19 protein-coding genes are annotated in these 22,847 nt (G+C 53.6%); 17 read left to right on the top strand and 2 right to left on the bottom strand.

What is annotated here, in order from left to right; genetic code table 11:
• The first annotated feature begins 52 nt into the window (after window positions 1–52).
• From AB1S56_RS18895 to AB1S56_RS18870, 6 genes are all read left to right on the top strand, one after another.
• Window positions 53–1,270: a GTP-binding protein gene (locus AB1S56_RS18895; protein ID WP_340871213.1), complete on the top strand. Its 1,218-nt coding sequence runs from the start codon at window positions 53–55 to the stop codon at window positions 1,268–1,270.
• A gap of 48 nt (window positions 1,271–1,318) precedes the next feature.
• Window positions 1,319–1,468: a 50S ribosomal protein L33 gene (gene rpmG / locus AB1S56_RS18890; protein WP_340871214.1), complete on the top strand. Its 150-nt coding sequence runs from the start codon at window positions 1,319–1,321 to the stop codon at window positions 1,466–1,468.
• A 260-nt stretch (window positions 1,469–1,728) separates the two neighbouring features.
• The gene (locus tag AB1S56_RS18885) at window positions 1,729–2,217 is read left to right on the top strand and encodes an Rrf2 family transcriptional regulator (RefSeq protein ID WP_340871215.1); all 489 of its coding nucleotides are present in this window, start codon (window positions 1,729–1,731) and stop codon (window positions 2,215–2,217) included.
• 57 nt (window positions 2,218–2,274) lie between these two features.
• Window positions 2,275–3,195, top strand: coding sequence for an NAD(P)/FAD-dependent oxidoreductase (locus AB1S56_RS18880; RefSeq protein ID WP_340871216.1), 921 nt, complete (start codon window positions 2,275–2,277; stop codon window positions 3,193–3,195).
• Complete coding sequence (locus tag AB1S56_RS18875) at window positions 3,195–4,625, top strand: MDR family MFS transporter (protein WP_340871217.1); 1,431 nt, start codon at window positions 3,195–3,197, stop codon at window positions 4,623–4,625. The genes AB1S56_RS18880 and AB1S56_RS18875 overlap by 1 nt, the downstream gene beginning before the upstream one ends.
• An 11-nt stretch (window positions 4,626–4,636) precedes the next feature.
• Window positions 4,637–5,524: a class I SAM-dependent methyltransferase gene (locus tag AB1S56_RS18870; protein ID WP_340871274.1), complete on the top strand. Its 888-nt coding sequence runs from the start codon at window positions 4,637–4,639 to the stop codon at window positions 5,522–5,524.
• Between the two features lie 53 nt (window positions 5,525–5,577).
• Here AB1S56_RS18870 and AB1S56_RS18865 read toward each other — a convergent pair whose 3' ends face one another.
• Window positions 5,578–6,411: an AraC family transcriptional regulator gene (locus AB1S56_RS18865; protein WP_340871218.1), complete on the bottom strand. Its 834-nt coding sequence runs from the start codon at window positions 6,409–6,411 to the stop codon at window positions 5,578–5,580.
• Between the two features lie 142 nt (window positions 6,412–6,553).
• Here AB1S56_RS18865 and AB1S56_RS18860 point away from each other — a divergent pair, with 142 nt between their 5' ends.
• From AB1S56_RS18860 to AB1S56_RS18845, 4 genes are all read left to right on the top strand, one after another.
• Window positions 6,554–7,837: a Gfo/Idh/MocA family oxidoreductase gene (locus AB1S56_RS18860; RefSeq protein WP_340871219.1), complete on the top strand. Its 1,284-nt coding sequence runs from the start codon at window positions 6,554–6,556 to the stop codon at window positions 7,835–7,837.
• Window positions 7,838–7,860: 23 nt separating this feature from the next.
• Window positions 7,861–8,961 carry a GDSL-type esterase/lipase family protein gene (locus AB1S56_RS18855; RefSeq protein ID WP_340871220.1) on the top strand — a complete coding sequence of 367 codons (1,101 nt, stop codon included), beginning with the start codon at window positions 7,861–7,863 and terminating at the stop codon, window positions 8,959–8,961.
• A gap of 224 nt (window positions 8,962–9,185) precedes the next feature.
• Complete coding sequence (locus AB1S56_RS18850) at window positions 9,186–10,877, top strand: alpha-L-rhamnosidase C-terminal domain-containing protein (protein ID WP_340871221.1); 1,692 nt, start codon at window positions 9,186–9,188, stop codon at window positions 10,875–10,877.
• Window positions 10,874–11,683, top strand: coding sequence for an alpha/beta hydrolase (locus AB1S56_RS18845; protein ID WP_340871222.1), 810 nt, complete (start codon window positions 10,874–10,876; stop codon window positions 11,681–11,683). Before AB1S56_RS18850 ends, AB1S56_RS18845 begins: the two co-directional genes overlap by 4 nt.
• Before the next feature lie 164 nt (window positions 11,684–11,847).
• Here AB1S56_RS18845 and AB1S56_RS18840 read toward each other — a convergent pair whose 3' ends face one another.
• Window positions 11,848–12,951 carry a glycoside hydrolase family 88 protein gene (locus tag AB1S56_RS18840; protein WP_340871223.1) on the bottom strand — a complete coding sequence of 368 codons (1,104 nt, stop codon included), beginning with the start codon at window positions 12,949–12,951 and terminating at the stop codon, window positions 11,848–11,850.
• Between the two features lie 151 nt (window positions 12,952–13,102).
• Between AB1S56_RS18840 and AB1S56_RS18835 the strand changes: the two genes are divergently transcribed.
• The 7 genes from AB1S56_RS18835 (at window position 13,103) to AB1S56_RS18805 (ending at window position 22,836) form a co-directional block, all read left to right on the top strand.
• Entirely contained in the window at window positions 13,103–13,927 is an 825-nt protein-coding gene (locus AB1S56_RS18835) for a helix-turn-helix domain-containing protein (protein ID WP_340871224.1), read from the top strand.
• Window positions 13,928–14,081: 154 nt separating this feature from the next.
• Window positions 14,082–15,086 (top strand): LacI family DNA-binding transcriptional regulator, encoded by a 1,005-nt coding sequence (locus AB1S56_RS18830; RefSeq protein WP_340871225.1) that lies wholly within the window; start codon window positions 14,082–14,084, stop codon window positions 15,084–15,086.
• Window positions 15,087–15,372: 286 nt separating this feature from the next.
• Complete coding sequence (locus tag AB1S56_RS18825) at window positions 15,373–16,320, top strand: ABC transporter permease subunit (RefSeq protein WP_340871226.1); 948 nt, start codon at window positions 15,373–15,375, stop codon at window positions 16,318–16,320.
• 11 nt (window positions 16,321–16,331) lie between these two features.
• The gene (locus AB1S56_RS18820) at window positions 16,332–17,228 is read left to right on the top strand and encodes a carbohydrate ABC transporter permease (RefSeq protein ID WP_340871227.1); all 897 of its coding nucleotides are present in this window, start codon (window positions 16,332–16,334) and stop codon (window positions 17,226–17,228) included.
• A 103-nt stretch (window positions 17,229–17,331) separates the two neighbouring features.
• Window positions 17,332–18,948, top strand: a complete 1,617-nt coding sequence (locus tag AB1S56_RS18815; RefSeq protein WP_340871228.1) for an ABC transporter substrate-binding protein — start codon at window positions 17,332–17,334, stop codon at window positions 18,946–18,948.
• A gap of 92 nt (window positions 18,949–19,040) precedes the next feature.
• Window positions 19,041–20,537, top strand: coding sequence for a glycoside hydrolase family 32 protein (locus AB1S56_RS18810; protein ID WP_340871229.1), 1,497 nt, complete (start codon window positions 19,041–19,043; stop codon window positions 20,535–20,537).
• A gap of 31 nt (window positions 20,538–20,568) precedes the next feature.
• On the top strand, window positions 20,569–22,836 hold the full coding sequence (locus tag AB1S56_RS18805; protein WP_340871230.1) for a GH32 C-terminal domain-containing protein: 2,268 nt from the start codon (window positions 20,569–20,571) through the stop codon (window positions 22,834–22,836).
• Window positions 22,837–22,847: the final 11 nt, after the last annotated feature.

Raw genomic sequence — 22,847 nt, 5'->3', positions numbered from 1 at the left:
ATTTTGGGGCGGTTAGAGGCGAAATCTGATTGGCCTGTTGAGGTGTGGGGAAATGAACGAAAACAAAAAGCTGCCCGTTACAGTCTTGAGCGGTTATCTAGGCGCGGGCAAAACCACGATATTGAATCATGTGCTTAACAACCGCGAGGGGCTCAAGGTTGCGGTGATCGTCAACGACCTGAGCGAGGTGAACATCGACGCAGACCTGATCCAGAACGGCGGAGGACTGTCGCGGACGGAGGAGAAGCTGGTCGAGATGTCCAATGGCTGCATCTGCTGCACGCTGCGTGAGGACTTGCTTCGCGAGGTGGAGAGGCTGGCCAAGGAGGGACGCTTCGATTATATTCTGATCGAATCCACCGGCGTAGGCGAGCCTGTGCCGGTTGCGCAGACCTTCTCGTATATCGATGAGGAGCAAGGCATTGATCTGACCGAGTTTTGCAGGCTTGATTGTATGGTCACCGTCGTGGATGCCTATCGCTTCTGGGCAGATTTCGCCTCAGGCGAGTCGCTTATGGACCGCAAGCAGGCTGTAGGGGAGGATGACACCCGCGATGTGGTGGACCTGCTCATTGATCAGATCGAATTCTGCGATGTGCTTATACTGAACAAATGCGACCTGGTCGGCGAGCGTGAGCTGGAGGATCTGGAGAAGGTGCTTCGAACGCTGCAGCCGCGCGCCAGACTGATTCGCGCCGAACGGGGGCAAGTCAGTCCCTCCGCTATTCTGAATACGGGCTTGTTCAATTTCGATGAAGCAAGCCGTTCGGCAGGATGGATGCAGGAGATGGAGAAGGAGCACCATACGCCGGAAACGGAGGAATATGGCATTACATCGTTCGTATACGAGCGCGTGAAGCCATTCCATCCGGAACGTCTGATGAATTGGATGAGCGAGTGGCCGGAAGAGGTTGTCCGCGCCAAAGGCATCGTATGGCTCGCAACCCGCGGCGATATGGCCCAAAGCTTCAGCCAGGCAGGACCATCCATTCAATTCGGACCCGCTGGCAAGTGGGCGGCAGCGCTTCCGGAGGAGGAGCGTCAGCAGCTGCTTATGGAAGAGCCGTCGCTTGCGGACAATTGGGATGATCAATATGGCGACCGAATCAACAAGCTCGTGTTTATTGGTCTTGACATGGACAGACCGGCCATTACCGGCGAGCTTGACCAATGCTTGCTGACGGACGAGGAGATGGCTATGGACTGGAGCGAGTTCCAGGACGAGTTCCCGAATCAGTCGGATGTACAACTGGAGGAGCAGCTCCACTAAACATGCAGCTCCCCGACCGGGGGAAGAACAGGAAAGGAGGAGTCCAGAATGCGTGTCATTATTACATTGGCCTGCACGGAAAGTGGAGACCGCAATTATACGACCACCAAGAACAAACGCACCACGCCTCACCGGCTGGAGATGAAGAAGTATTCTCCGCGTCTGAAGAAGGTTACGATTCATAGGGAAACCCGTTAAGGGGATCAAGGAGCTGATACCGATATGGAATGGCGGTGCGGCTCCTTTTTCAAAATATAAGAAAGTATAAGTTTTCTCTATACTGAGCTTATATTTCAACGCGAAACGTATGCTGCACCGCCAAAGGACGGCGCAGCCGTTTACGCTTGTTTGCAACGAGACATCCATAAATTCAATAAGAATGGTTGCAATGTAAAAATGGATCTGCTATTATGGATATATTGTATCCATAATAAGTTTTATGAAGGGAGGGAGGGGTGTTGCAGTTCTCCAAAAGCACCGATTATGCTCTACACGCCTTAATTCATCTCGGACTGTCAGAGCGCTCCCATCATATTGGCATCAAGGAATTATCAGGGACGCTTGGTGTGTCCGAAAGCTACTTGTCCAAGATCATGTCGAAGCTGAGACAGGATGGCATTGTACGCGCCGTACCTGGCGTGAACGGCGGGTATGAGCTAGCCAGGCCGGCGGGAGAGATTTCATTTCTAGATGTGATTCAAGTGATTGAAGGAAGGCAGCAGTTATTCGAATGCTCCAATTCGAATTCGCAGCAGCATCAACTGTTAGCGGAGCAGGGAGCTGCACCGGAGGAACAGAGGTGTTCAGGGGAGAAGAAGGATTGCCTGGTTGAGAAAATCATGTACGGCGCGGAGCAGCAGCTGCACCAATACTTACGGGAGCATACGATCCAGACGGTACTGGATGAGGCGCTCAAGCGTTGCAGCCATGGGGGTAACAAGAAGTAACACACTTCTTGCGCTTTAATTATGGATATTAAAGATCGGTAATGGAGGTAATTTAACATGGAGAATCAATTGTATGATGTGGTCATTATCGGCGGCGGACCGGCTGGACTGAACGCGGCTTTGGTGCTGGGAAGGGCAAGGAAAGACGTGGTTTTGCTTGATGAGGGCCGTCCCCGCAATGCTGTGACTGGAGAGATGCACGGGTTTCTTACACGGGACGGAATAGCGCCTGGCGAGTTTCGGCGAATAGCGAAGGAGGAGATTGCTGCTTATCCCTCTGTATCCATCCTGGCAGAAGCAGCAGGGGCCATTACAGGCGCCGATAGCAGGTTCACCATAGAAACCACGAATGGCCTGAAGCTTCTAGCCAAAAAAATATTATTGGCGGTGGGCATGAAGGATCGCCCCCTCGATATCCCCGGACTTGCGGACGTATACGGGAAAAGCGCTTTTGTCTGCCCGTATTGCGATGGCTGGGAGCTAAGGGATCAGCCGCTTGTTATTATTAATAGAGGCGCTGAGCTCATGCATTTTGCCCCGGTCATCTCCGGCTGGTCGAAGCGTCTGACGGTCTGCACCAATGGCCCCGATGAACTAACGGAGAGCCAGCGAGAGGAGCTCAGAAGCAATGGAGTGCCGTTGCTTGAGTCTCCTATTAGGCAGATTGACTCCAGCGACGACGGCATTGTCCGCCAGGTCGTTCTGGAGGACGGCACGGCTGTCGCGTGCAGAGGCATCTTTTTCAGACCAGAGCTTGTTGCGGGCTCGAACTTGGCGGAGGGGCTGGGTTGCAAGATGACGGACATGGGATCGGTTGAGGTTGATGAATTTGGCAAAACAAACATTCCAGGCGTCTATAGCGCCGGAGATGTCGCATCGCGATTGCACCAGGCCATAGCAGCAGCTTCCAATGGGGCGTTAGTTGCCGCGGTTATAAACAATGAGCTGAATAGTGAGGCCTGGAGGGGGAATTTATAATGGATGTAACCAACTTAAAGCGTGGTCCAATCATGGTTGCAATGATCGTAGGCATGTTTGTTGCCGCCTTGAATGAGACGCTGATGGGCAATGCCTTCCCTGCATTAATGGCATCCTTTGATGCATCTGCGACTACGATTCAATGGCTAACCACGGCCTATTTGCTAGTCGTTGGGGTGTTAGTGCCGGTGACGGCGGTATTGCAGCAGTGGTTCACCACTCGTCAAATGTTTTTGTCTGCCATGAGCCTGTTTTTTGCAGGCACGCTTATCTCAGCGATCTCGCCAGCATTTGGCGTGCTGCTGGCAGGACGTATTTTTCAGGCGATTGGAACAGGGGTGCTGCTGCCTCTAATTATGAATATTATTATGACCATCTATCCGCCAGAAAAACGCGGGGGTGCGATGGGGATGCTGGGGCTTGTCGTGATGTTTGCGCCAGCAATCGGACCTACCTTATCGGGCTTGATTGTTGACGGACTTTCCTGGCGCTGGTTGTTCTATCTGGTATTGCCCTTTGCGCTGCTCTCCATTATCGTTGGAGCCGCTGTATTGAAGAACGTATCGGAAGTAACCAGGCCGAAAGTGGACATTTTGTCTATTCTCCTCTCTACCATCGGCTTCGGCGGTATCGTGTATGGGTTCAGCAGCGCTGGCGAAAGGGGCTGGTCGGAGCCATTGGTGATTTGGATGATCGCCGCGGGCGGCGTTTCGCTGGTTCTGTTTAGTTGGCGGCAATTGCTGCTGAAGAACCCCGTTATGGATTTACGCGTATTCCGTTATCCCGTATTTGCGCTTGTAGCAGTACTGATGTTTGTGCTCCTGATGACTTTTTTTTCGTCCGCCATCATGCTTCCGTTGTTTATGCAGGGCGTGCTGCTGATGACGGCTTTCAAGTCGGGGTTGGTGCTGCTGCCAGGCGGCATTCTGAACGGACTTATGGCGCCCATCTCTGGCAAGCTGTTTGATCAATTTGGACCACGGGTTTTGGTTATTCCCGGGTTGACCCTAACCGTCATTTCGTTGTGGCTGTTTACCCGATTCGATGCCGCAACGTCGACCGGATTTCTTATGGCGTCACATATCATCCTTATGATTGGCATTGCTTTAGTGATGATGCCTGTACAGACAGCCGGGCTTAATCAGCTGCCCCGCCATCTGCATCCTCACGGGACCGCGATTCTGAATACACTGCAGCAAGTGTCCGGCGCAGTAGGGATTGCCCTTTACATTAGTATCATGTCGAATGGGCAGAAGCGTTATTTGAGCAACGTAAACGATCCATCGTCCCCCATCGAAATGACTAACGGCCTGGCCGTTGGCATCCATCAAGCCTTCTGGTTCGGTGTTGCTGCTGCCATTGCAGCGCTGCTTCTGGGACTTTTCCTGGGAAAAGGAAAGGCTGCCGAGCAGGAGCAGGGGGTATCATGAAAGGAGAGCTTATGAACGATTTTTTCTCTGCTGAGTTATGGGAAGCGGCTTGGAAAAAGGATACGGATCTGAAGCTAGAGCGTATGAAGAGGCTCGGCGTTAATCTAGCGCGTTCCTTTGACCCTAAGGCCGAGGCATTCAATGAACAATCCTTTAGTGAAGAGGGAAGACAGAGAAGCAAGCGTATAATGAATTGGATGGAAGGACAAGGGGTTCAATTTCAAAATATTTCTATACTCGATATAGGCGCCGCATCAGGCGTGTTCACAGTACCATTCGCTGAGCGGGGAGCTCGAATAACGGCTGTGGAATCGTCGCCGCCGCTGGTAGAGCTTCTTCGGAAGAACACCTCGCCATTCGCGGAGCAGGTCAACATTGTGCCAATGCCATTTGAAGAGATTGATGTGGCTGAGCATGGATGGGAGAAGGCCTTCGACCTCGTATTTGTGTCCATGAGCCCGGTCGTATACAACTGGCCAAGTGTAGAGAAGCTGCTGCAATGCTCCCGGAATTATTGTTATATCAGCATGCCTGTCGTTCCCTCACAGCACAGCTTAGTTGAAGAAATCTGGCCTCTTGTAACAGGCCGAGCCTACCAAACCATCCTATCCGAAATGGGATATTTGCTTCACCTGCTCTATCTCAAAGGATATTCCTATGAATCGCTCATTACGAAGGAAGAGAAGACCAAAGAAATCTCTAGCGCCGCAGCCTTGCAGGAAGCCATGACTTGGCTCAGCCATCATCGCATTCCGGAAGATGAGCGGAATCGAGGGATAGTTGCCGATTACTTGGAGCAGGCCTATCCTTCCGGGAAGGTTGTCATTCGAGAAGGCGGGCGCTACGGCAAGGTTCTGATTCGATTAAAGGATCAGCATATGTTTACGAGAGAGAGCTAGTCATCTATAGGAAGCATGGATGAATCTTTCAGCCAAGCTTTACGAATTACAGCTCAATCCTCAACCCACTGCTGCCCTCGCTGCCGTTTCCTATACTGCAGCGGGGAGCAGCCATTGGCCGACTTGAACAGCTTGTAGAAGTTCGCGACCGGCTGGATGCCGATTCGCGCCGCTACCTCGATCATTTTCAAATCCGTTTCCCTTAGCAGCCGCTGGGCTTCCCTTACCCGCACCAGCTGGACGTATTCCGAATAGCCGAAGCCCGTGCACTGTTTGAACTTGCGGCTCAGGTAGTAGGGGCTGATGTAGAAGCGCTTCGCCACGTCGTTCAGCCTTAGAGACTCGTGATAATTGTCGCCAATATAAGAAGCGACCTCCGAGATGACCCGGTGAGCGGACGATGGCTGCTCCTCCGTCGTAACATGCTCGGCCTGGGTTCGGAATAACAGCAGCAGAAGCTGCCGAAGCAGCGATTCCATCATCACGTCTCTGCCGGTGGCGTGCCCCCTGGCCTCCTCGATCAGCTCAGCGATTAACGCCTCGCCCTTATACTGCTCCTGCAGCGGCAGAGTAATAACCCCATTGCTTCCGATCAGCGGAAAGCCCGCAAGAAGCGAAGGAGAGAAGTTGAAGACAACCCTCTCATGATTCGCCACCCCCGTATCTATGGTCCGGTGCAACTCCTCGCGTTCTACGAATACAAAGCTCCCCTTCTCCACTCTGTACGTCCGATCCCGTATGAAATAATCCCTTTGGCCCGACATTAAGTAATACAGCTCGTATTCGTCGTGAGCATGCTGGATCGTCATCGTGAAGTTGCCCGTCCGGATGGTATGATCCAGCATAATGGTGCCCGCTTCATTATAATACACGCCTACTCTATCCAAGGATGCAGCCTCCCTGTGTGCAAGATTTGCGACTTTTCCATAAAAAAGAGCAAGTATTATAGTCGATTATAAGCGAATATTACGTTAGAGTAAAAGAAAACGTTATCAAATATATGATGTTCAAAAAAGGAGACCTCCCACCATGAAGAAAAAGTATGCATTAATCGGCACCGGCGGCCGCGCTCAGTTTTTCTACGGTTCCCTTGCAAGAGACTACCGCGATACTTCCGAGCTGGTCGCGTTCTGCGATACGAACCAGACAAGAATGGACTACGCGAACAAGGTGCTGGAGGAGCGCTACAGCCACCATGCTGTTCCGACCTACAAAGCCCATGCGTTCGAAGAGATGATCCGCGCCGAGAAGCCGGACACCATCATTGTAACGACGGTGGACCGCACGCACCATACGTATATCGTGAAGGCGCTGGAGCTGGGCTGCGACGTCATTACCGAGAAGCCGATGACGGTCGACGAGGAGAAATGCCAGGAAATTCTGGATGCGGTCAAGCGCACGGGCAAAAATGTTCGCGTCACGTTCAACTACCGTTATGCCCCGCACAACACGAAGGTTCGCGAGCTGATCATGAGCGGCGCGATTGGCGACGTGCATTCTGTTCATTTCGAATGGCTGCTGAACACCCAGCATGGCGCGGACTACTTCCGCCGCTGGCATCGGGACAAGCGCAACGGCGGCGGTATGCTCGTGCACAAGTCGACGCATCACTTTGACCTCGTCAACTTCTGGCTGGGTACACAGCCGCAGTCGGTATACGCGCAAGGCTCACTGCTGTTCTACGGCAAGGAGAACGCGGAGAAGCGCAGCGTAACAGAGTTTTACAGTCGTACGAGAGGCAGCGAAGCGGCCAAAAACGATCCGTTCGCGCTGGATCTGGAGAAAAGCGCTGATCTGAAGGGCATGTACGCGGACGCGGAGCATGAGGACGGCTACTATCGCGACCAAAGCGTATTCGGCGACGGCATCTCCATCGAGGATACGATGGGTGTTCTCGTTCGTTACAAAAACAAAGCTATCATGACCTACTCCCTGAACTGCTATATGCCGTGGGAGGGCTTCCAGGTGAACATCAACGGCTCCAAAGGCCGTATTGAGATGAAAATCGTCGAGCAATCGTACGTGAACTCCGGCGGTAAGAAGGAAGACGAGGGCGCGCTGCAGTCCAAGAGCATCAAGGTTATTCCGATGTTCGGCGAGGCGTATGACGCGGAGATTGAAGAGGGCGTTGGCGGCCATGGCGGCGGCGACCCGATTCTGCTGAACGATATTTTTGGCGTGCCGGCTGACGACCCTTATAAGCGCGCAGCTTCCCACGTAGACGGCGCTATGTCGATTCTGACTGGCATTGCGGGCAACATCTCTATGCGTACAGGCCTTCCGGTGAACGTAGACGGTCTGGTGAAGTTCTAGCTAGAGAGGGGACAACGCACGCTATGACATTCCAATTCGACTTTGGCCCGGAAGGCGTAGCAGGAGAAGGCTATCGCAAAGTAACGCCTGCTGACAGCTATGATTCCGAACGCGGCTACGGCTTTGTGAAAGGCTCGCAGGTATCGGCGGTTAGACGAAGCGGCGAGCCGCTTGTCGGGGATTTCTGCATCCCGTTCGACGCAACGTTCGTCGTGGATGTGCCAGACGGCAATTATATCGTAGACCTAAGCTTGAGCGATGAGCTCGCCCCAACCCACACGTCCCTGAAGACGAACGGTGAACGGCTTATACTGAAGGATCGCCGAACGATTCAGGGGCAGATCGTGTGGGAGAAATTCGCCGTCAACGTGCGCGGCGGGAAGCTGAAGCTCAGCTTCGGCGGTCTAGCGCCTCGCCTGAACGCGCTGCGGATCGCCCATTCTCCTGAGCTGATTACGCTGTTTCTTGCCGGTGATTCGACGGTGACGGATCCGCGCGACGGCATCTTCCCGCAGTCCGGCTGGGGACAGATGCTGCCGTATTATTTCAAGCATGATGTAGCAGTTGCCAATCATGCGGTCGGCGGCCGCAGCTCCAAGAGCTTTATTGGAGAGGGGCGGCTGGACGCGATCAAGGAGGAGATCAAGGAAGGCGACTTCCTGTTCATCCAGTTCGGGCATAACGACCAGAAGCCGGACGAGGCACGGTTCACGGACCCGGAGACGACGTACAAGGAATATTTGAAGCGTTATGTCGATGCGGCCCGATCTGCCAACGCGACTCCTGTATTGATCACATCCGTGCAGAGACGCTTTTTCGATGAAGCCGGTAAGCTGAAGGATACGCACGGCGCGTATTTGGATGCGGTAAGAGAGCTTGCACAGGAGGAAGGCGTCGCTCTGATCGATTTGGCCGAGAAGAGCAAGCGGCTGTACGAAGAGCTGGGGCCGGAGGAGACGAAGAAGCTGCTCCTATGGGGAGAGCCGGGCGAGTGGCTCAACTATTCCAGCGGCGTTCAGGATAACACGCATTTCCAGGAGTACGGCAGCCTTCGTATTGCGGAGCTCGTTGTACAGGGTATTCGTGAGCTGAATCTAATGCCGTTAACGATGTATCTTAGATGATGGAGAAGGCACCGAACAACTGACCCCAACAGCTAGATGTGCAGCAGCGGTTTGAACGAAATATCGTTCAAAATGGAGTGATCCCCGCTTGGTGTTGAAATAAGCAGAACCCCGTTCTTCCTTCCGCAACGGAAGGAGTTCGGGGTTGATTGCTTTATCGTAAGTTTAAGGCAGTGGCCATCGACTGATTGCTGCCGCTTTTCTTGAGAGAGGAGATGAGTCGCATGAGTATAAAAGCGCTTAAGGAACGAGGATTCACCGTAGATCCGCGCGTGAGAGCTTATATCGAACCGACCCGCATCGTATGGACGACGGCATCCGGGAACGCGTCCACAATCAGCAATCCGGAGGGGCTGCTCGGCTCGAATGGAGGACAAGTGACCAAGGAAGCGCCGAACGCCTGCGTGTTAACAAATAATGGTGAGGCGCCGGGCATTCTGCTGGATTTCGGAGTGGAGCTGCATGGCGGCATTCGGATTGCGGTTGTTGAAGGGGAATTTCCTGCGAACCGAACGGCGCGCGTGCGCATCCGGCTAGGCGAATCCGCCATGGAAGCGATGAGCGAGCTAGGCGGAGAGCGCAACGCGACGAATCATCATGCGGCGAGAGACAGCGTTGTGGATGTCGCGCTTCTGGGCTATACCGAGTTCGGCACATCAGGCTTCCGGTTCGCCCGAATCGATCTGCTGGATGAGGGCTCGCTTCAGCTTCAAAGCGTGCAGGCTGTGTTCGTCTACCGGGATATCGAATATATAGGAAGCTTCCGTTCCAGTGATCCGCTCCTGAACCGTATCTGGGATACGGGGGCTTATACGGTCCATCTGAACATGCAGGACTATCTCTGGGACGGCATCAAGCGGGATCGGATGGTGTGGACGGGCGACATGCATCCCGAGGTTGCGACAATCAGCGCGGTGTTTGGTGAGAGCGAAGTTGTGACGGAGAGTATGGATTTCAAAAAGGATCGTTCGCCGCTGCCTATGTTCATGGACATGCCGACCTATTCCATCTGGTGGCTGCTCGTTCAGCATGATTGGTATATGCAGCATGGCAACGAGGCCTACCTGCTGGAGCAGCGGGAGTATATAACCGGGCTGCTGCGGGAGCTGGCGGAAAAGGTGGACGACCAGGGTCAGATTGACGTGTTCCGGCCGTTCCTCGACTGGCCGGCGTCCTCCAATCCAGCTGGCGTGACGGCTGGCGTCCATGCGCTGTTCGTGCTTGCGATGCAGGCGGGCGCCAGGCTATCCCGCTTGTTCGGCGAAGAAGAATGTGTAAGCCTGTGCGAGTCGCTCGAACGGCGGCTGCGAGGCCAAGTGCCCCACCATGCGAACAGCAAGCAAGCTGCTGCACTGCAGGCGCTGGCAGGACTTCTGGACCCCGCCGAAGCGAATCGCGAAGTTATCGCGCCAGACGCGCCTAAGGGGTATTCTACCTTCTATGGCTATTATATGCTGCGCGCCAGAGCAGAGGCCGGCGATATCGGAGGCTGCCTGGACAGCATTCGCTCCTATTGGGGCGGTATGCTGGAGCTCGGAGCAACGACGTTCTGGGAGGATTTCGACATCTCGTGGATGAACAATGCGGCCCGCATAGACGAGCTGACGCCTCCTGGCAAGGTTGACGTGCATGGCACTTATGGCGGATACTGCTATAAGGGATATCGCCACAGCCTGTGCCATGGCTGGGCGTCTGGTCCGACGGCCTGGCTGTCGGAATACGTGCTCGGCGTTACGCCAGCAGAACCGGGCTTCCGCAAGGCCCGCATCAAGCCAAATCTGCATGATCTGGAGTGGGTCGAAGGGACGTACCCGACCCCGCACGGGGCGATTTCCGTCCGTCACGAACGCATGCAGGATGGCAGCGTTCGCACTACATATGAGGCGCCTGATGGCGTGGAGGTACAGGTAGAATGACAGAAACAATCAAACGATTATGGCCAGGCGATGCGCCGCTGGCGTTAGGCTCGAATGAAGGGGACATCCCAACGCTGGAGCTGTTCCTGCTGCCCGGCTCCGAGCGTAAGGGGCTTGTTATTGTGTGCCCTGGTGGTGCGTATCACAGACACGCCTCCTATGAAGGGACTCCTATCGCGGAGTGGCTCAATTCAATCGGCGTGTCCGCCGCGGTCCTGAGTTACCGCGTCCACCCGTATGCTTATCCCGCCGCATGGCTGGACGCGAAGCGGGCGATTCGTTACGCCAGACATCACGCGAATGAATGGAATATCGATCCCGACCACATCGGCATCCTCGGCTTCTCAGCCGGAGGACATCTGGCGTCGACGGTCGGCACGCAATTCGACAGCGGCGAGCCTTCCGCAGAAGATCCCATCGAGCGTCACAGCTGCCGCCCGGACACGCTGATTCTATGCTACCCGGTTATCTCCTTCCAGGAGCCTTACGGTCATGCTGGCTCCAGAGAGGTGCAGCTAGGCCAAGAGCCGGAGGAGCACATGATCCGGCTGCTGTCGAACGAGCTTCAGGTTACGGAGGCGACTCCGCCTGCCTTCCTCTGGCATACCGCCGAGGACGTTCCGGTGCCGCCGGAGAACAGCATGCTGTTCGCCATGGCGCTGGCCCGCCATCGTATTCCGCACGAGCTGCACGTGTTTGAGGAAGGCGTGCATGGCATTGGCCTCGGCGAGACAGTGCCGGACTCGGCTCGCTGGACGGAGCTGTGCGAGCGCTGGTTGGCTCGGAGGGGCTTCATCAGGCCCTAACAATAAAGCTGGGACCCGCACATCATGCAGGGTCCCAGCTTTTTTATGTTACTACAATAGAATCTATAAGTTTTCGAGCATTCGAAAACGGAAATTCTATTTGGCGATAAATCCTACATCTAAACGCGGTCGCTCATCTTTGAAAGGCCTCGATAGAGGATTTCTCATTTCGCGGCCGCAGCCAGATTCATCTCCGCGCACATCAGGATAAACGCGCCGGCGCCGTGCAGATCGTTTTCGCTTGTCGGGCGGGCAATATAATGGGCGTAGTCGCCGATGCCCGTGCCGATGCAGATCTTGCCGATAACAACGTTGCCGTTGTCGTCGAACGTTAGCGTGTCGATGACGCCTTGGTAGCCTTTCCAGGCGTACTGAAGGTATTTCTCGTCCAGATAGCCGAAACGGATGGCCTTGGCGATCGCATGCGCGAACAGCGCTGTGCAGGAGTTCTCCAGCCAGTTGTCCGGACGGTCTCCCTTGTCGATGACCTGATACCAGAGGCCAGTGGCGGGATCCTGGTATTTGATCAGCGCGACGAGCAGATCCTGCAGGATGGCGATAAGCTTAGGCTTGTCGGGATGATCCTCCGGCATGTATTCGAACATCTCCAGCAGGGCAACAGGGTACCAGCCGATGGCGCGGCCCCAGAATTCTGGCGCCAGTCCCGTCTCGGGATCCGCCCAAGCCGCTTCCTTCGTTTCGTCCCAGCCGTGGTACAGCAGGCCGGTGACAGGGTCCTTGGTATGCTTCTCCATGAGAAGGGCTTGGAAGGTCATCATGTCGAAGTATTCGCTATCGCCGAAGGTTTGGCCAAACTGCACAGCGATTGGACCGGCCATGTACAGGCCGTCCAGCCACATTTGATTGGGGTAACGACCCTTATGCCAGAAGCCCCGAGATGGGTTGGTTGGCCACGACTTCAGCAGGGGTACGAGGGTATGCAGCGCTTTTTTGTAACGCTCGTCGCCGGTCTGCTCATACAGCGTGAACAGCAGCACGCCCGGTTGAATGTCGTCAAGCTCGTCTGGATTGAACTTTTTGATGCTTCCGTCGGGGAGAATCTGGCTGTCCACCCAACGCTTCATGTAGTCATACAGCCGCTGCTCGCCGGTCTGCCGCCACGTTTTCTCCATGCCCGACAGAAATACGCCTTGGTGATAATGGAATCGGTCGGGAGGAAGCTGCTCCGGCTCGAACTTAGCCATAAGCGCCTCGCAAGCTTTGGTTGCCCATTCGATGGGCGTCATTACGGATGTGGATGCTGTCATAACAATCTTCCCTTCTTTTTGAACTTGTATCTTAACTACATTCTATCATTGGAAAATGTACTTGTTTTGCTTGTTTTGATGATTTCTTCTTATATTTTGCGCTATAATGGAGTGTATACATGGGGAAGGGGAGGGGAGCGAAATCGAAGAATTGAATTATCGCAATGATACGGAAACCTTCGTTGTATCCCATCGGAAGGCGCTTAGCCACCATATGCCAGTCAGCCATTTCCACGATACGTTCGAGATTTATTATTTGATGTCCGGCATGCGGGAGTTTTTCCTTCAAGACCGGACGCTGACGATCAGCGAAGGGGACATCGTCATCATCGCGCCGAACGTGCTGCACCGGACGACCAATACGGAGAAGCCGCAGCATGAGCGGTTTATCGTGAACCTGCATGAACGGTATTTTTCGGCTGACGGCACCCATAGAGAAACGCTCCAGCCCTTATTCGAACGTGATTACTTAATCGTGAACGGCTCCTTGCGCGACCGGTTGTCAATGGATACCATCACTCGTCAGATGCTTCTGGAGATGCGGGAGCGACAGCCGGGCTTCGAGCTGTTCGCCCAAGCGCTAGCCGTTCAGCTCCTGATCGCCTGCTGCCGTCAGGCTCGGCAGGAGACCGAGAAGCAGCCGTCTTCTCCCAGCCGGATGCATGACCAGATGTCGGAGATTGTCCGTTATATTAACGGCCATTATATGGAGGAGCTGTCGCTCCCGCTTCTGGCCGACAAGTTCTATATCAGCCCCTATTATCTGAGCAGGTCCTTCAAAGCGGCCACGGGCTTTGCTTTCACGGAATATGTGAGCAGCGTGCGGATTAAGGAGGCGAAGAAGCTGCTGGAGGGCACATCGCTGAAGGTGAATGTGATTGCCAGAAGGGTCGGCTTTGGCAGCGTGACGCATTTCGGAAGAGTGTTCAAGGAGCTGACGGGCAACCATCCATTGTTTTATCGGAAGAAGTCGTAGGAAAAGCCAGGCCGTATTTGCTGAAATTAGACGATCGTCATTGACAAACCTGCGCAATTCACATAAAGTAGACCTGTGTAAACGTTTACGCGTGCTTATTCGCGCTTTAGCTGAACGATTTGCACAAAAGAATGCGAAGCATGGGTGTGAGTCTATGAGCGGGAATAAAAATATAAGCATCAAAGATGTTGCGAAAAAAGCTAACGTATCGACGGCGACTGTGTCACATGTCATCAACGGCACCCGTTTCGTGTCCGAGGAGACGAAGAGGAAGGTGCATCAGGCAATGGATGATCTGAACTTCCGAATCAATGCCGTGGCGCGTTCGTTAAGAAGCCGGAAGTCGCATGTTATTGCATTTTTAGCACCGATCCTGGCTTCGGAGACCTCGAATTACTTCTTCATGTCGGTCGCGGCAGGCATTCAAAGCGTCTTGAAGGCCAACCAGTATCATCTTGTCCTAAGCGATTCTCATGAGGAAGAGAGCTTCGAGGCGGATGAGATTCGAATGCTCGGCTCCCAGATGATCGACGGGCTTATTATGGCGCCTTCGAGCATGGAAGTCGATTATGAGCGATTGTTTGGCGATTATCCCGTTATTTATTTGGATCGGGTACCGAACAACTGCAAGAGAGACAGTGTTGTCGTCGACAATAAGATGGTATCGTTGGAAGCGGTCAAGACGCTGATTGGCAAGGGGCATACAAGAATTGCTTATATATCCGGGCCGAACACGCTTACGACGACCAAGGAGCGCTATGAAGGTTATCTCGAAGCATTGTCCGAAGCCGGCATAGAGAAGGATCAGGCGCTTGTCTGTATGGGTGAAGTGTCGTTGAACAGCGGCTACAAGATGGCGGAGACCTTAATGAAACAAGGGCCTACGGCTATATTCGTTGCGGACAATGTAATGGCTATGGGTGTGATGTCTTATTTGCAAGAGAAAAAAATTGCCGTGCCTGATCAAATCGCGGTCGTCGCTTACGATGAATTTCAATGGACGCGTATTACGTCACCGCCGCTCTCTGTTATTGAGCAGCCTTCCTTCGAGCTTGGCGTGAAGGCGGCCAAGGTGATGCTGGAGCGTATCGACAATGAGGACGCGCCGCTTCAGGAGCATAGACTGACAGCTCATCTTATAGTCAGACAATCCAGCTGATTGTCTTCTTGAAATCCGCTCCCAGGGCAACCGTCCGTTGCCGCATAGGGAGCGGATTTTTTCTTCACAATATGTGAAAGCTGAACAACAACTATTTCATTTGTAAAATAGGGTTGACGACCACAAGTGAAAGCGCTTATAATCAAGACAAACGTTTACGTAAACGTTTTTCTGCATAATAAATCTGATTTTACGGAATCATAAAAGCAGGTCCAGATTTATTTTTGCGATTGACGTAAACGTTTTCGTATTAGAAGGGCAAGAGGGTGGAAGGTGGAATGAAAGAATGAGAACAGCAGAGCCTGCAGAAAGCTCGGCATCCAGACGCGGCAATCGCACCTGGGTTAAGATCAAACAAAATTATGAGCTGTATTTGTTTCTAATGCCTGCGGTGCTGATTTATCTAGTGTTTAAGTATTACCCCATGTATGGCGTTCAAATTGCGTTTAAGGATTTCCGAGCAAGCAAAGGGATCTGGGGCAGTGAGTGGGTGGGCTTCGAGCATTTTGTCCGGTTCTTCGAAGCGTACAATTTCTGGCCGATTATGCAAAATACGATTCTATTAAGCGTCTATTCGCTCATCTTCAGCTTTCCAATTCCGATTATTGTAGCGCTTATGCTGAACCAGATGCTGGCGAAGCGTTACAAAAAATTCGTACAGACGGTTATCTACGCGCCGCATTTCATCTCTACGGTTGTGCTTGTGGGCATGTTGGGCGTATTCCTGTCTCCGAACAGCGGCATTGTGAACCATATCATCGTTTTTTTTGGCGGGGAACCGATTCTGTTCATGGCTGACGAAGGCTGGTTTCGTCCGTTGTATGTGCTGTCCGGTATTTGGCAGGAGACAGGGTTCGCGACCATTATCTATCTGGCTGCTCTGGCTGGCGTCAACCCAGAGCTTCACGAGGCGGCGATTATGGATGGAGCGAGCAAGTGGAAGCGGGTCAAGCACGTCGATATACCGAGCATTATGCCAACAATTATTATTCTAATGGTGCTGGCAGTCGGCAGCATCATGAGCGTTGGCTTCGAGAAAGCGTATCTCATGCAAAGCGATTTGAACTACGCGGCCTCGAATATCATCCCGACGTACGTGTATGAGCTCGGCATTCAGAAAGCCCAGTACAGCTTCTCCGCTGCGATCGGCCTGTTCAACGCGATCATCAATGTTGTGCTTCTAGTAACAGTGAACCGGATAGCCAAACGGCTGACGGAAACGAGCTTGTGGTAGGAGGAATAGCTGTGAATACGTGGTTTGCACGCAAATCAAAAGGCGATGTTGTGTTCGACGCCATCAACTATACGCTTCTGACAATCGGTATGCTGCTGATTTTATATCCACTTTATTTTGTTCTCATCGCGTCATTCAGCGACCCTAATATGATCTATTCCGGCGAAATATGGCTGGTTCCAAAAGGGCTGACCCTGGATGGATACGCGCGGATATTCGCAGATTCGTCCATATGGATCGGCTATGGCAACTCCATGCTGTATGCGATCGTAGGTACGGCAATCAGTGTGACCATAACACTTATGGCGGCGTACCCGCTGGCAAGGAAGGATCTTGTTGGACGCAACGCGTTTATGTGGTTTTTTATGTTCACGATGTTTTTCGGCGGGGGACTGATTCCTACCTACTTGCTGATTAAAGACTTGAACATGATTAATACAATCTGGGCGCTGGTCGTGCCCGGCGCGGCGGGCGTGTTCAATATTATTATCGTGCGTACGTTCTTTCAGAGCACAATCCCTGACGAAATGCGAGAAGCCGCGTTCATCGACGGCTGCTCCAATACAAGATTTTTCCTTGGCATGGTGCTGCCTCTGTCGAAGCCAATTATCGCCGTTATGGTGCTTTACCATGTGGTAGGCTTCTGGAATGGATTTTTTGACGCCATGATTTATTTGAATGAGGAAGCCAAGTACCCGCTGCAGCTTGTGCTGCGCAATATTCTGGTGCAGAACCAGGTGAACTCCAGCATGATGATCGACGTGGAATCGTATGCGGCGAAGCTCAGAGTGACGGAGCTGATCAAATACGGCGTCATTATTATCGCAAGCTTGCCGTTATTGGTGCTGTACCCATTCCTTCAACGTTATTTCGTCAAAGGGGTCATGATCGGCTCCATCAAAGGCTAGAGGCATTCGCTTGGTTATCGCCGAGTTTCGTTAAACCGCGGAACGGCTCGGTTGATGATAGATGTAACAAAGATATAGCACCTAAAAGGGAGGATCACCTGAAATGAAAAAGACAGGGTCAATGGTAGTCAGTATTGTTCTGGCCGCAAGTCTGATGGTAACGGCTTGCACCGGAAATGGCGGCAATCAGGAATCGAAGGAAGGCAAAGCAGACGCCGTCACGAGCTTCAACAAGGAAGGGCTTCCGATTGTAAACGAAAAAGTGACGTTATCCATCGTTTCGCCGAAGGCGGCGCTTGCTCCCGAATACAATGAGATGGAAATCTTCAAAAGACTCGAAGCTGATACGAATGTACACATTGAATGGAACAACATCCCGGATACCGATTATGCCGAGAAAAAAAACCTGCTGCTCGCAAGCGGCGATCTGCCTGATGCCTTCTATGCTTCGCAATTTTCCGATTTTGAGTTAATCACGTATGGCGAAGACGGCACGATCATTCCGCTTGAGAATCTGATAGAGCAATATGCGCCGAACCTGAAGCAGCTGCTGGAGGAGCGTCCTGACATTAGAGCGGCGATTACGGCGCCGGACGGCCATATCTACGGCTTGCCGACTTGGGAGGAGAATGAGCTCGGCACGAATCCATTCTTCCATGTGATTAACAAGGCATGGCTGGATAAGCTGGGGCTGAAGTTTCCGGAGACGCTGGACGAATATACGGAAGCGCTTGTCGCATTTAAGACGAAGGACCCGAACGGCAACGGAAAGGCTGACGAAATTCCACTCAGCTTCATGCATATGCAGTGGTGCATGGACATCGCCGGCTTGTTCGGAGCGTTCGGCATGCCGGACAATCTGGAGCACCGGATCGTCCGCGACGGCAAGGTCATATTTACGGCGACACAGCCGGAGTACAAAGAGGCGCTGACTTATTTTAACGAGAAATGGTATGAGCAAGGCCTGATTGATCCGGAATCGTTCACACAGGATGCGCCTCAATATCTTGCCAAGGGCAAGACGCCGGAGGTGACGCTCGGCTCCTACGTGTGGTGGGAGGTTGAAGAGGTTGTCGGAACGGACCGCGCTGCGGATTATGCGCTTGTTCCCCCTCTTACGGGTCCTGAGGGACAGAAAACAATTGGCAGAGGCAATGGCGGCGGTCCCGGACGGAACGCGTTTGTCATCACTAGCGCTAACGATAATCCGGAAATTACGATGCGCTGGATCGATCAGCAATACGAGCCTTATATGGCGGCCCAGATTCATTGGGGTCCAATCGGCATCATTTATGAAAAGGATGCAAGCGGCAAGCTTGTGAACCTGCCGCTTGAGGAAGGCGTGTCGATGGGCGAATTCCGCCAGAAGGTCGCTCCGAACGGCGCGGGCGTCATTACGGCTGAGCATTTCAAGACGATTGTCGATATGGAGCCGCGCGCGAAGCAGCGGAAAGCCGATCTCGAGAAGTATTATGAGCCTTATATGGAGGCTGAGAACTATCCGACAATCTTCTTTGAGCCGGAGGAGCTGGATGAGATCAATCAAATCGAGCCTGAGCTGATTAAATATGTCAACACGCAGCGCGCGAAATTTATCGTAGATGGCATGACTGACAAGGTGTGGGACGACTATGTAAAAACGGTGAAGGATATGGGCTTAGATAAGCTGATGGACATTTATCAAACAGCGCTTGACCGTTACAAGGAAGCTCAGAAATAACATAACTTGCGGCCGGATGCATGAAGCCTTCCCGGAAGGCTTCATGCTCCCGGCCCATTCTATCGATAGTGGAGTAGAGGAGAGAGAAACCGATGAAGCATAATCTTGATCATCCGCTGCGACCGCAGCTTCATTTCACCCCGCCCGCCAATTGGCTGAACGATCCTAACGGCATGGTCTATTACGACGGGGAATATCATTTGTTCTACCAGTATCATCCCGACAGCAGTGTGTGGGGACCCATGCACTGGGGCCATGCCATCAGCAGGGATCTTGTTCACTGGGAGCATTATCCTATCGCCTTATATCCCGATCACAACGGGATGATCTTCTCCGGCAGCGCAGTTGTGGACTGGCATGACACGTCAGGCTTCTTCGACGGCGGAGCCGGACTGGTCGCCATCTATACCCAGACGGAGATGATTCCGAATTCCGATCTGTCCAAGCAGCGCCAGAGCATCGCCTACAGCAAAGATAAAGGCCGCACGTGGATTCCTTACGATGGGAACCCGGTACTAGCAGACGAGAGATATCCCGACTTCCGGGACCCCAAGGTATTGTGGCATAAGCCGTCGCAAAGCTGGATCATGGTACTGGCTGCGGGAGACCGGCTGTTCCTCTATCGCTCGCCCGACCTGAAGGCATGGACGTTCGCAAGCGAATTTGGCAGTGCCGAGGGGTCCCATGACGGCGTCTGGGAATGCCCGGATCTGTTCGAGCTGCCGCTTGAAGATGGCGCAAGCGCGTCAAAGTGGGTTATGATCGTTAGTATAGGCGACAATCCCAATTGTCCGGAAGGCTCGCGCACGCAATATTTTATCGGAGAATTCGACGGCTGGGCGTTCTCGAATGACAATCCGGCGGACAGGGTGCTGTGGCTGGATCACGGACGGGACAATTACGCAGGCGTCACCTGGTCTGACGCTCCAGGCGTAGAGTCGGAACGATTGTTCATCGGCTGGATGAACAATTGGAAATACGCGAATCAGATTCCGACGGAAGGCTGGAGAGGTGCCATGACGCTGACGCGAAAGCTGACGCTGCGGCAGGAGGAGCAGGGCCCGCGCCTAGTACAGCAAGTTGTTGAGGCTTATGAGGGGCTCAGGCTGCCAGGAAGTGTCTGGATAGACAAAAGGGTTGATTCGCAGCACCTCCAGCTGGACGAAGCTGAAGATGGGCTGATTCAGCTTGAGGTGGAATTCGAGCTGGGCACAGCCTCTGAATTCGGCATTCGCCTGAGCTCGGGTAGCAGCTGGACGAGCGTCGGCTATGACGCGGCGGAAGAGGAATTGTTCATTGACCGCACACATTCCGGCCTATTGGATTTTCACGTTGAGTTCGGCTGCAAGCATGCCGCTCCTCTGGCGGCGAAGGATCATCGAATAAAGCTGCAGCTGTGGCTGGACCGCTCTTCATTGGAAGTATTCGCAGGAGATGGCGGACTTGTTATGACGGATCAGATATTCCCGATAGAAGGGAAGAAGGGGATTAGCCTTTACGCGGATGGCGGTGATGTGGTGCTGCGATCGCTGCGGATCTACCCACTGCAATCCATCTACACCTCCCAGACCACGGGAGCGGCTGGTTAGGCGGTTATCCGACGGGAGGGATATATTCAATATGGAGCATGACAATAAGATGCCAATAACAGATAGTGGGCTCGCCGCACATTGGCAGCTGAATGAAGGCCAAGGCGCAGTGGCTTTGGATACGGTAAGCGGCATAAGCGATCCCATTGCCTATGCTCTGCTACAGGGCAGATTTACAGAGAAAGCCGACCCGCAGTGGCGTCCGGGCATTCAAGGCGGCGCGCTATTGTTCGACGGGTATTCCACGTGGATAACGAGAGAAGCGGATACGGCTCCTAAGCTGAAGGAAGCCTTTACGATCGCGGCATGGGTCGCGCCTCGATCTTATGAGTGGGGCGCGGAGAAACGGTTGTCTGCCATTGTGAACCAGCACAATCGCGAAGCTGCTGAGGGCTATGTGCTTGGCATGTACAGGCATGGCTCTTGGTCGCTTCAAGTAGGAGCGGGCGGCAAGTGGCATGAGCTGTGGTGCCTGCACCGTCCGCTTGCGAAGGGAGAATGGTCGCATGTTGCGGCCACCTTCAGCACGGAGCAAGCGACGATGAAGCTTTATCTGAACGGAGCGCAGGTGGCTGAGCTGGCACTCCCTGAAGGGGAGGGCATGACAACAAGCCGTGAGGCTCTATGGATTGGGAAAAATAATCAAGCGGCCGTGCTGGCTGAGGCGTTCCGCCATAATATGTTCGATGGCTTGATGGACGATGTGCGCATATACAGCCGCGCTCTTGGCGTGGCTGAAATTGCTGCTCTTTGTAAGGCAGCTTTAGCTCCTCATGGCGGCGCGGCTCCAGCTATCGCTCTTGAGGTTATTGGGCTTGATCGAACGCCGCTGCTACGCGACCGGCACCGGCCGCAATACCATGCGAGCCCTCCGGTCCATTGGATGAACGAGCCTCATGCGCCGATTTATTTCCAAGGCAAATATCATCTCTTCTATCAGCATAATCCGCAAGGCCCTTATTGGGCGCAGATCCACTGGGGGCACTGGGTAAGCGATGACCTGGTGCACTGGCGGGATATGCCCATCGCTCTTGCGCCTGAGAAGGAAGCCGTCGATCCCGATGGCGTATGGTCGGGGAGCGCCTGTTATGATGAGAACGGCATTCCAGCCCTCTTCTTCACGGCAGGGGATGACAGCGCGACGCCGAATCAGCGTGTCGGCCTGGCCCGAAGCCGTTATCTGAAGGACGGGGACAGCGATCTGACGATATGGGAGAAGCATCCCGTACCGCTAATCGTACAGGAGAAGGGGCAAGGGATGTTCGGCGATTTCCGTGACCCCTTTGTCTGGAAGGAAGGCGAGATGTGGTATCTTCTCATTGGCTCGGGAACAGAGGGACAGGGCGGAACAGCACTTGCGTATACATCAAAGAATATGCTGGACTGGACCTATCACGGCCCGTTCTATGTCAGCGATCCGGAGGCTTTTCCCTACCTGGGGAACATGTGGGAGCTGCCCGTACTGCTGCCGCTTGGATACGGTGCTGACGGACGGGAAAAGCACGTGTTCTTAATTAGTCCGCTTGGTCCAGGTGCCGATGTCGAGGTGTTCTATTGGATCGGTGGATTTGACAGAAAGCGTATTCGGTTTGTGCCGGATGAAGCGGAGCCGCAATACATGGATGTTGGCGACTTCCATTTCACCGGACCGAGCGGTATGGTCGACCCCAAGACAGGCCGCAATATCATCTTCACGATTGCGCAAGGCGAGAGGACGCCTCAGCTGGATTACGATTCCGGCTGGGCCCATAACGCCGGCCTGCCCGTCTGCATTTACCTGCGTCAAGACGGCCGGCTAGGCATAGAGCCGATTGCGGAGCTGGAGTCGCTGCGCGGAGAACGGCTGTGTTCACTCCGCAGTGTAACCCTAGAGAAAGCTAATCAGGCGTTGACTTCGATCGCGGGAGATATGCTCGAAATTCTGGTGGAATTCGAGGTCGCGGATGAAGAGCCGCTAGGGCTGTGGATCAGACAATCGCCGGGGCGTGAGGAGGAAACGCTCATCTTCTACGATCGCGCGCGCCAGGAGCTTGGCGTGAACCGGGAGAAGACGACGCTGTCTGCGGAGGAACGTTCTCGCGGCGTGCAGAAAGGCGAGCTAAAGCTTAAGGACGAGCCGCTGAGGCTTCGCGTATATGTGGACCGTTCAATGGTGGAAGCCTATGCGAACGGGCTTAAGAGCTTGACAACTCGGGTGTATCCAAGCCGTCTTGATGCACTGGGCTTGCGTCTGGAAGGCAGGCACAGCCTGATGATATCCTCGCTCGATGTGTGGACCATGAAATCGATCTATGAATAACAAGGAGACAC

The sequence above is a fragment of the Paenibacillus sp. PL2-23 genome (assembly GCF_040834005.1).
GTDB lineage: Bacteria > Bacillota > Bacilli > Paenibacillales > Paenibacillaceae > Pristimantibacillus.
The sequence above is the reverse complement of the archived record's forward strand: the minus strand, read 5'-3'. Positions and strand labels throughout refer to the sequence as shown.

What these genes read in the sequence shown, in the direction of transcription:
- AB1S56_RS18855 (WP_340871220.1), top strand. Translation starts at nt 7,861, where the DNA reads ATGACATTCCAATTCGACTTTGGCCCGGAAGGCGTAGCAGGAGAAGGC.
- AB1S56_RS18845 (WP_340871222.1), top strand. Translation starts at nt 10,874, where the DNA reads ATGACAGAAACAATCAAACGATTATGGCCAGGCGATGCGCCGCTGGCG.
- AB1S56_RS18830 (WP_340871225.1), top strand. Translation starts at nt 14,082, where the DNA reads ATGAGCGGGAATAAAAATATAAGCATCAAAGATGTTGCGAAAAAAGCT.
- rpmG (WP_340871214.1), top strand. Translation starts at nt 1,319, where the DNA reads ATGCGTGTCATTATTACATTGGCCTGCACGGAAAGTGGAGACCGCAAT.
- AB1S56_RS18840 (WP_340871223.1), bottom strand. Translation starts at nt 12,951, where the DNA reads ATGACAGCATCCACATCCGTAATGACGCCCATCGAATGGGCAACCAAA.
- AB1S56_RS18805 (WP_340871230.1), top strand. Translation starts at nt 20,569, where the DNA reads ATGGAGCATGACAATAAGATGCCAATAACAGATAGTGGGCTCGCCGCA.
- AB1S56_RS18860 (WP_340871219.1), top strand. Translation starts at nt 6,554, where the DNA reads ATGAAGAAAAAGTATGCATTAATCGGCACCGGCGGCCGCGCTCAGTTT.
- AB1S56_RS18810 (WP_340871229.1), top strand. Translation starts at nt 19,041, where the DNA reads ATGAAGCATAATCTTGATCATCCGCTGCGACCGCAGCTTCATTTCACC.
- AB1S56_RS18880 (WP_340871216.1), top strand. Translation starts at nt 2,275, where the DNA reads ATGGAGAATCAATTGTATGATGTGGTCATTATCGGCGGCGGACCGGCT.
- AB1S56_RS18815 (WP_340871228.1), top strand. Translation starts at nt 17,332, where the DNA reads ATGAAAAAGACAGGGTCAATGGTAGTCAGTATTGTTCTGGCCGCAAGT.
- AB1S56_RS18870 (WP_340871274.1), top strand. Translation starts at nt 4,637, where the DNA reads ATGAACGATTTTTTCTCTGCTGAGTTATGGGAAGCGGCTTGGAAAAAG.
- AB1S56_RS18875 (WP_340871217.1), top strand. Translation starts at nt 3,195, where the DNA reads ATGGATGTAACCAACTTAAAGCGTGGTCCAATCATGGTTGCAATGATC.
- AB1S56_RS18895 (WP_340871213.1), top strand. Translation starts at nt 53, where the DNA reads ATGAACGAAAACAAAAAGCTGCCCGTTACAGTCTTGAGCGGTTATCTA.
- AB1S56_RS18825 (WP_340871226.1), top strand. Translation starts at nt 15,373, where the DNA reads ATGAGAACAGCAGAGCCTGCAGAAAGCTCGGCATCCAGACGCGGCAAT.
- AB1S56_RS18850 (WP_340871221.1), top strand. Translation starts at nt 9,186, where the DNA reads ATGAGTATAAAAGCGCTTAAGGAACGAGGATTCACCGTAGATCCGCGC.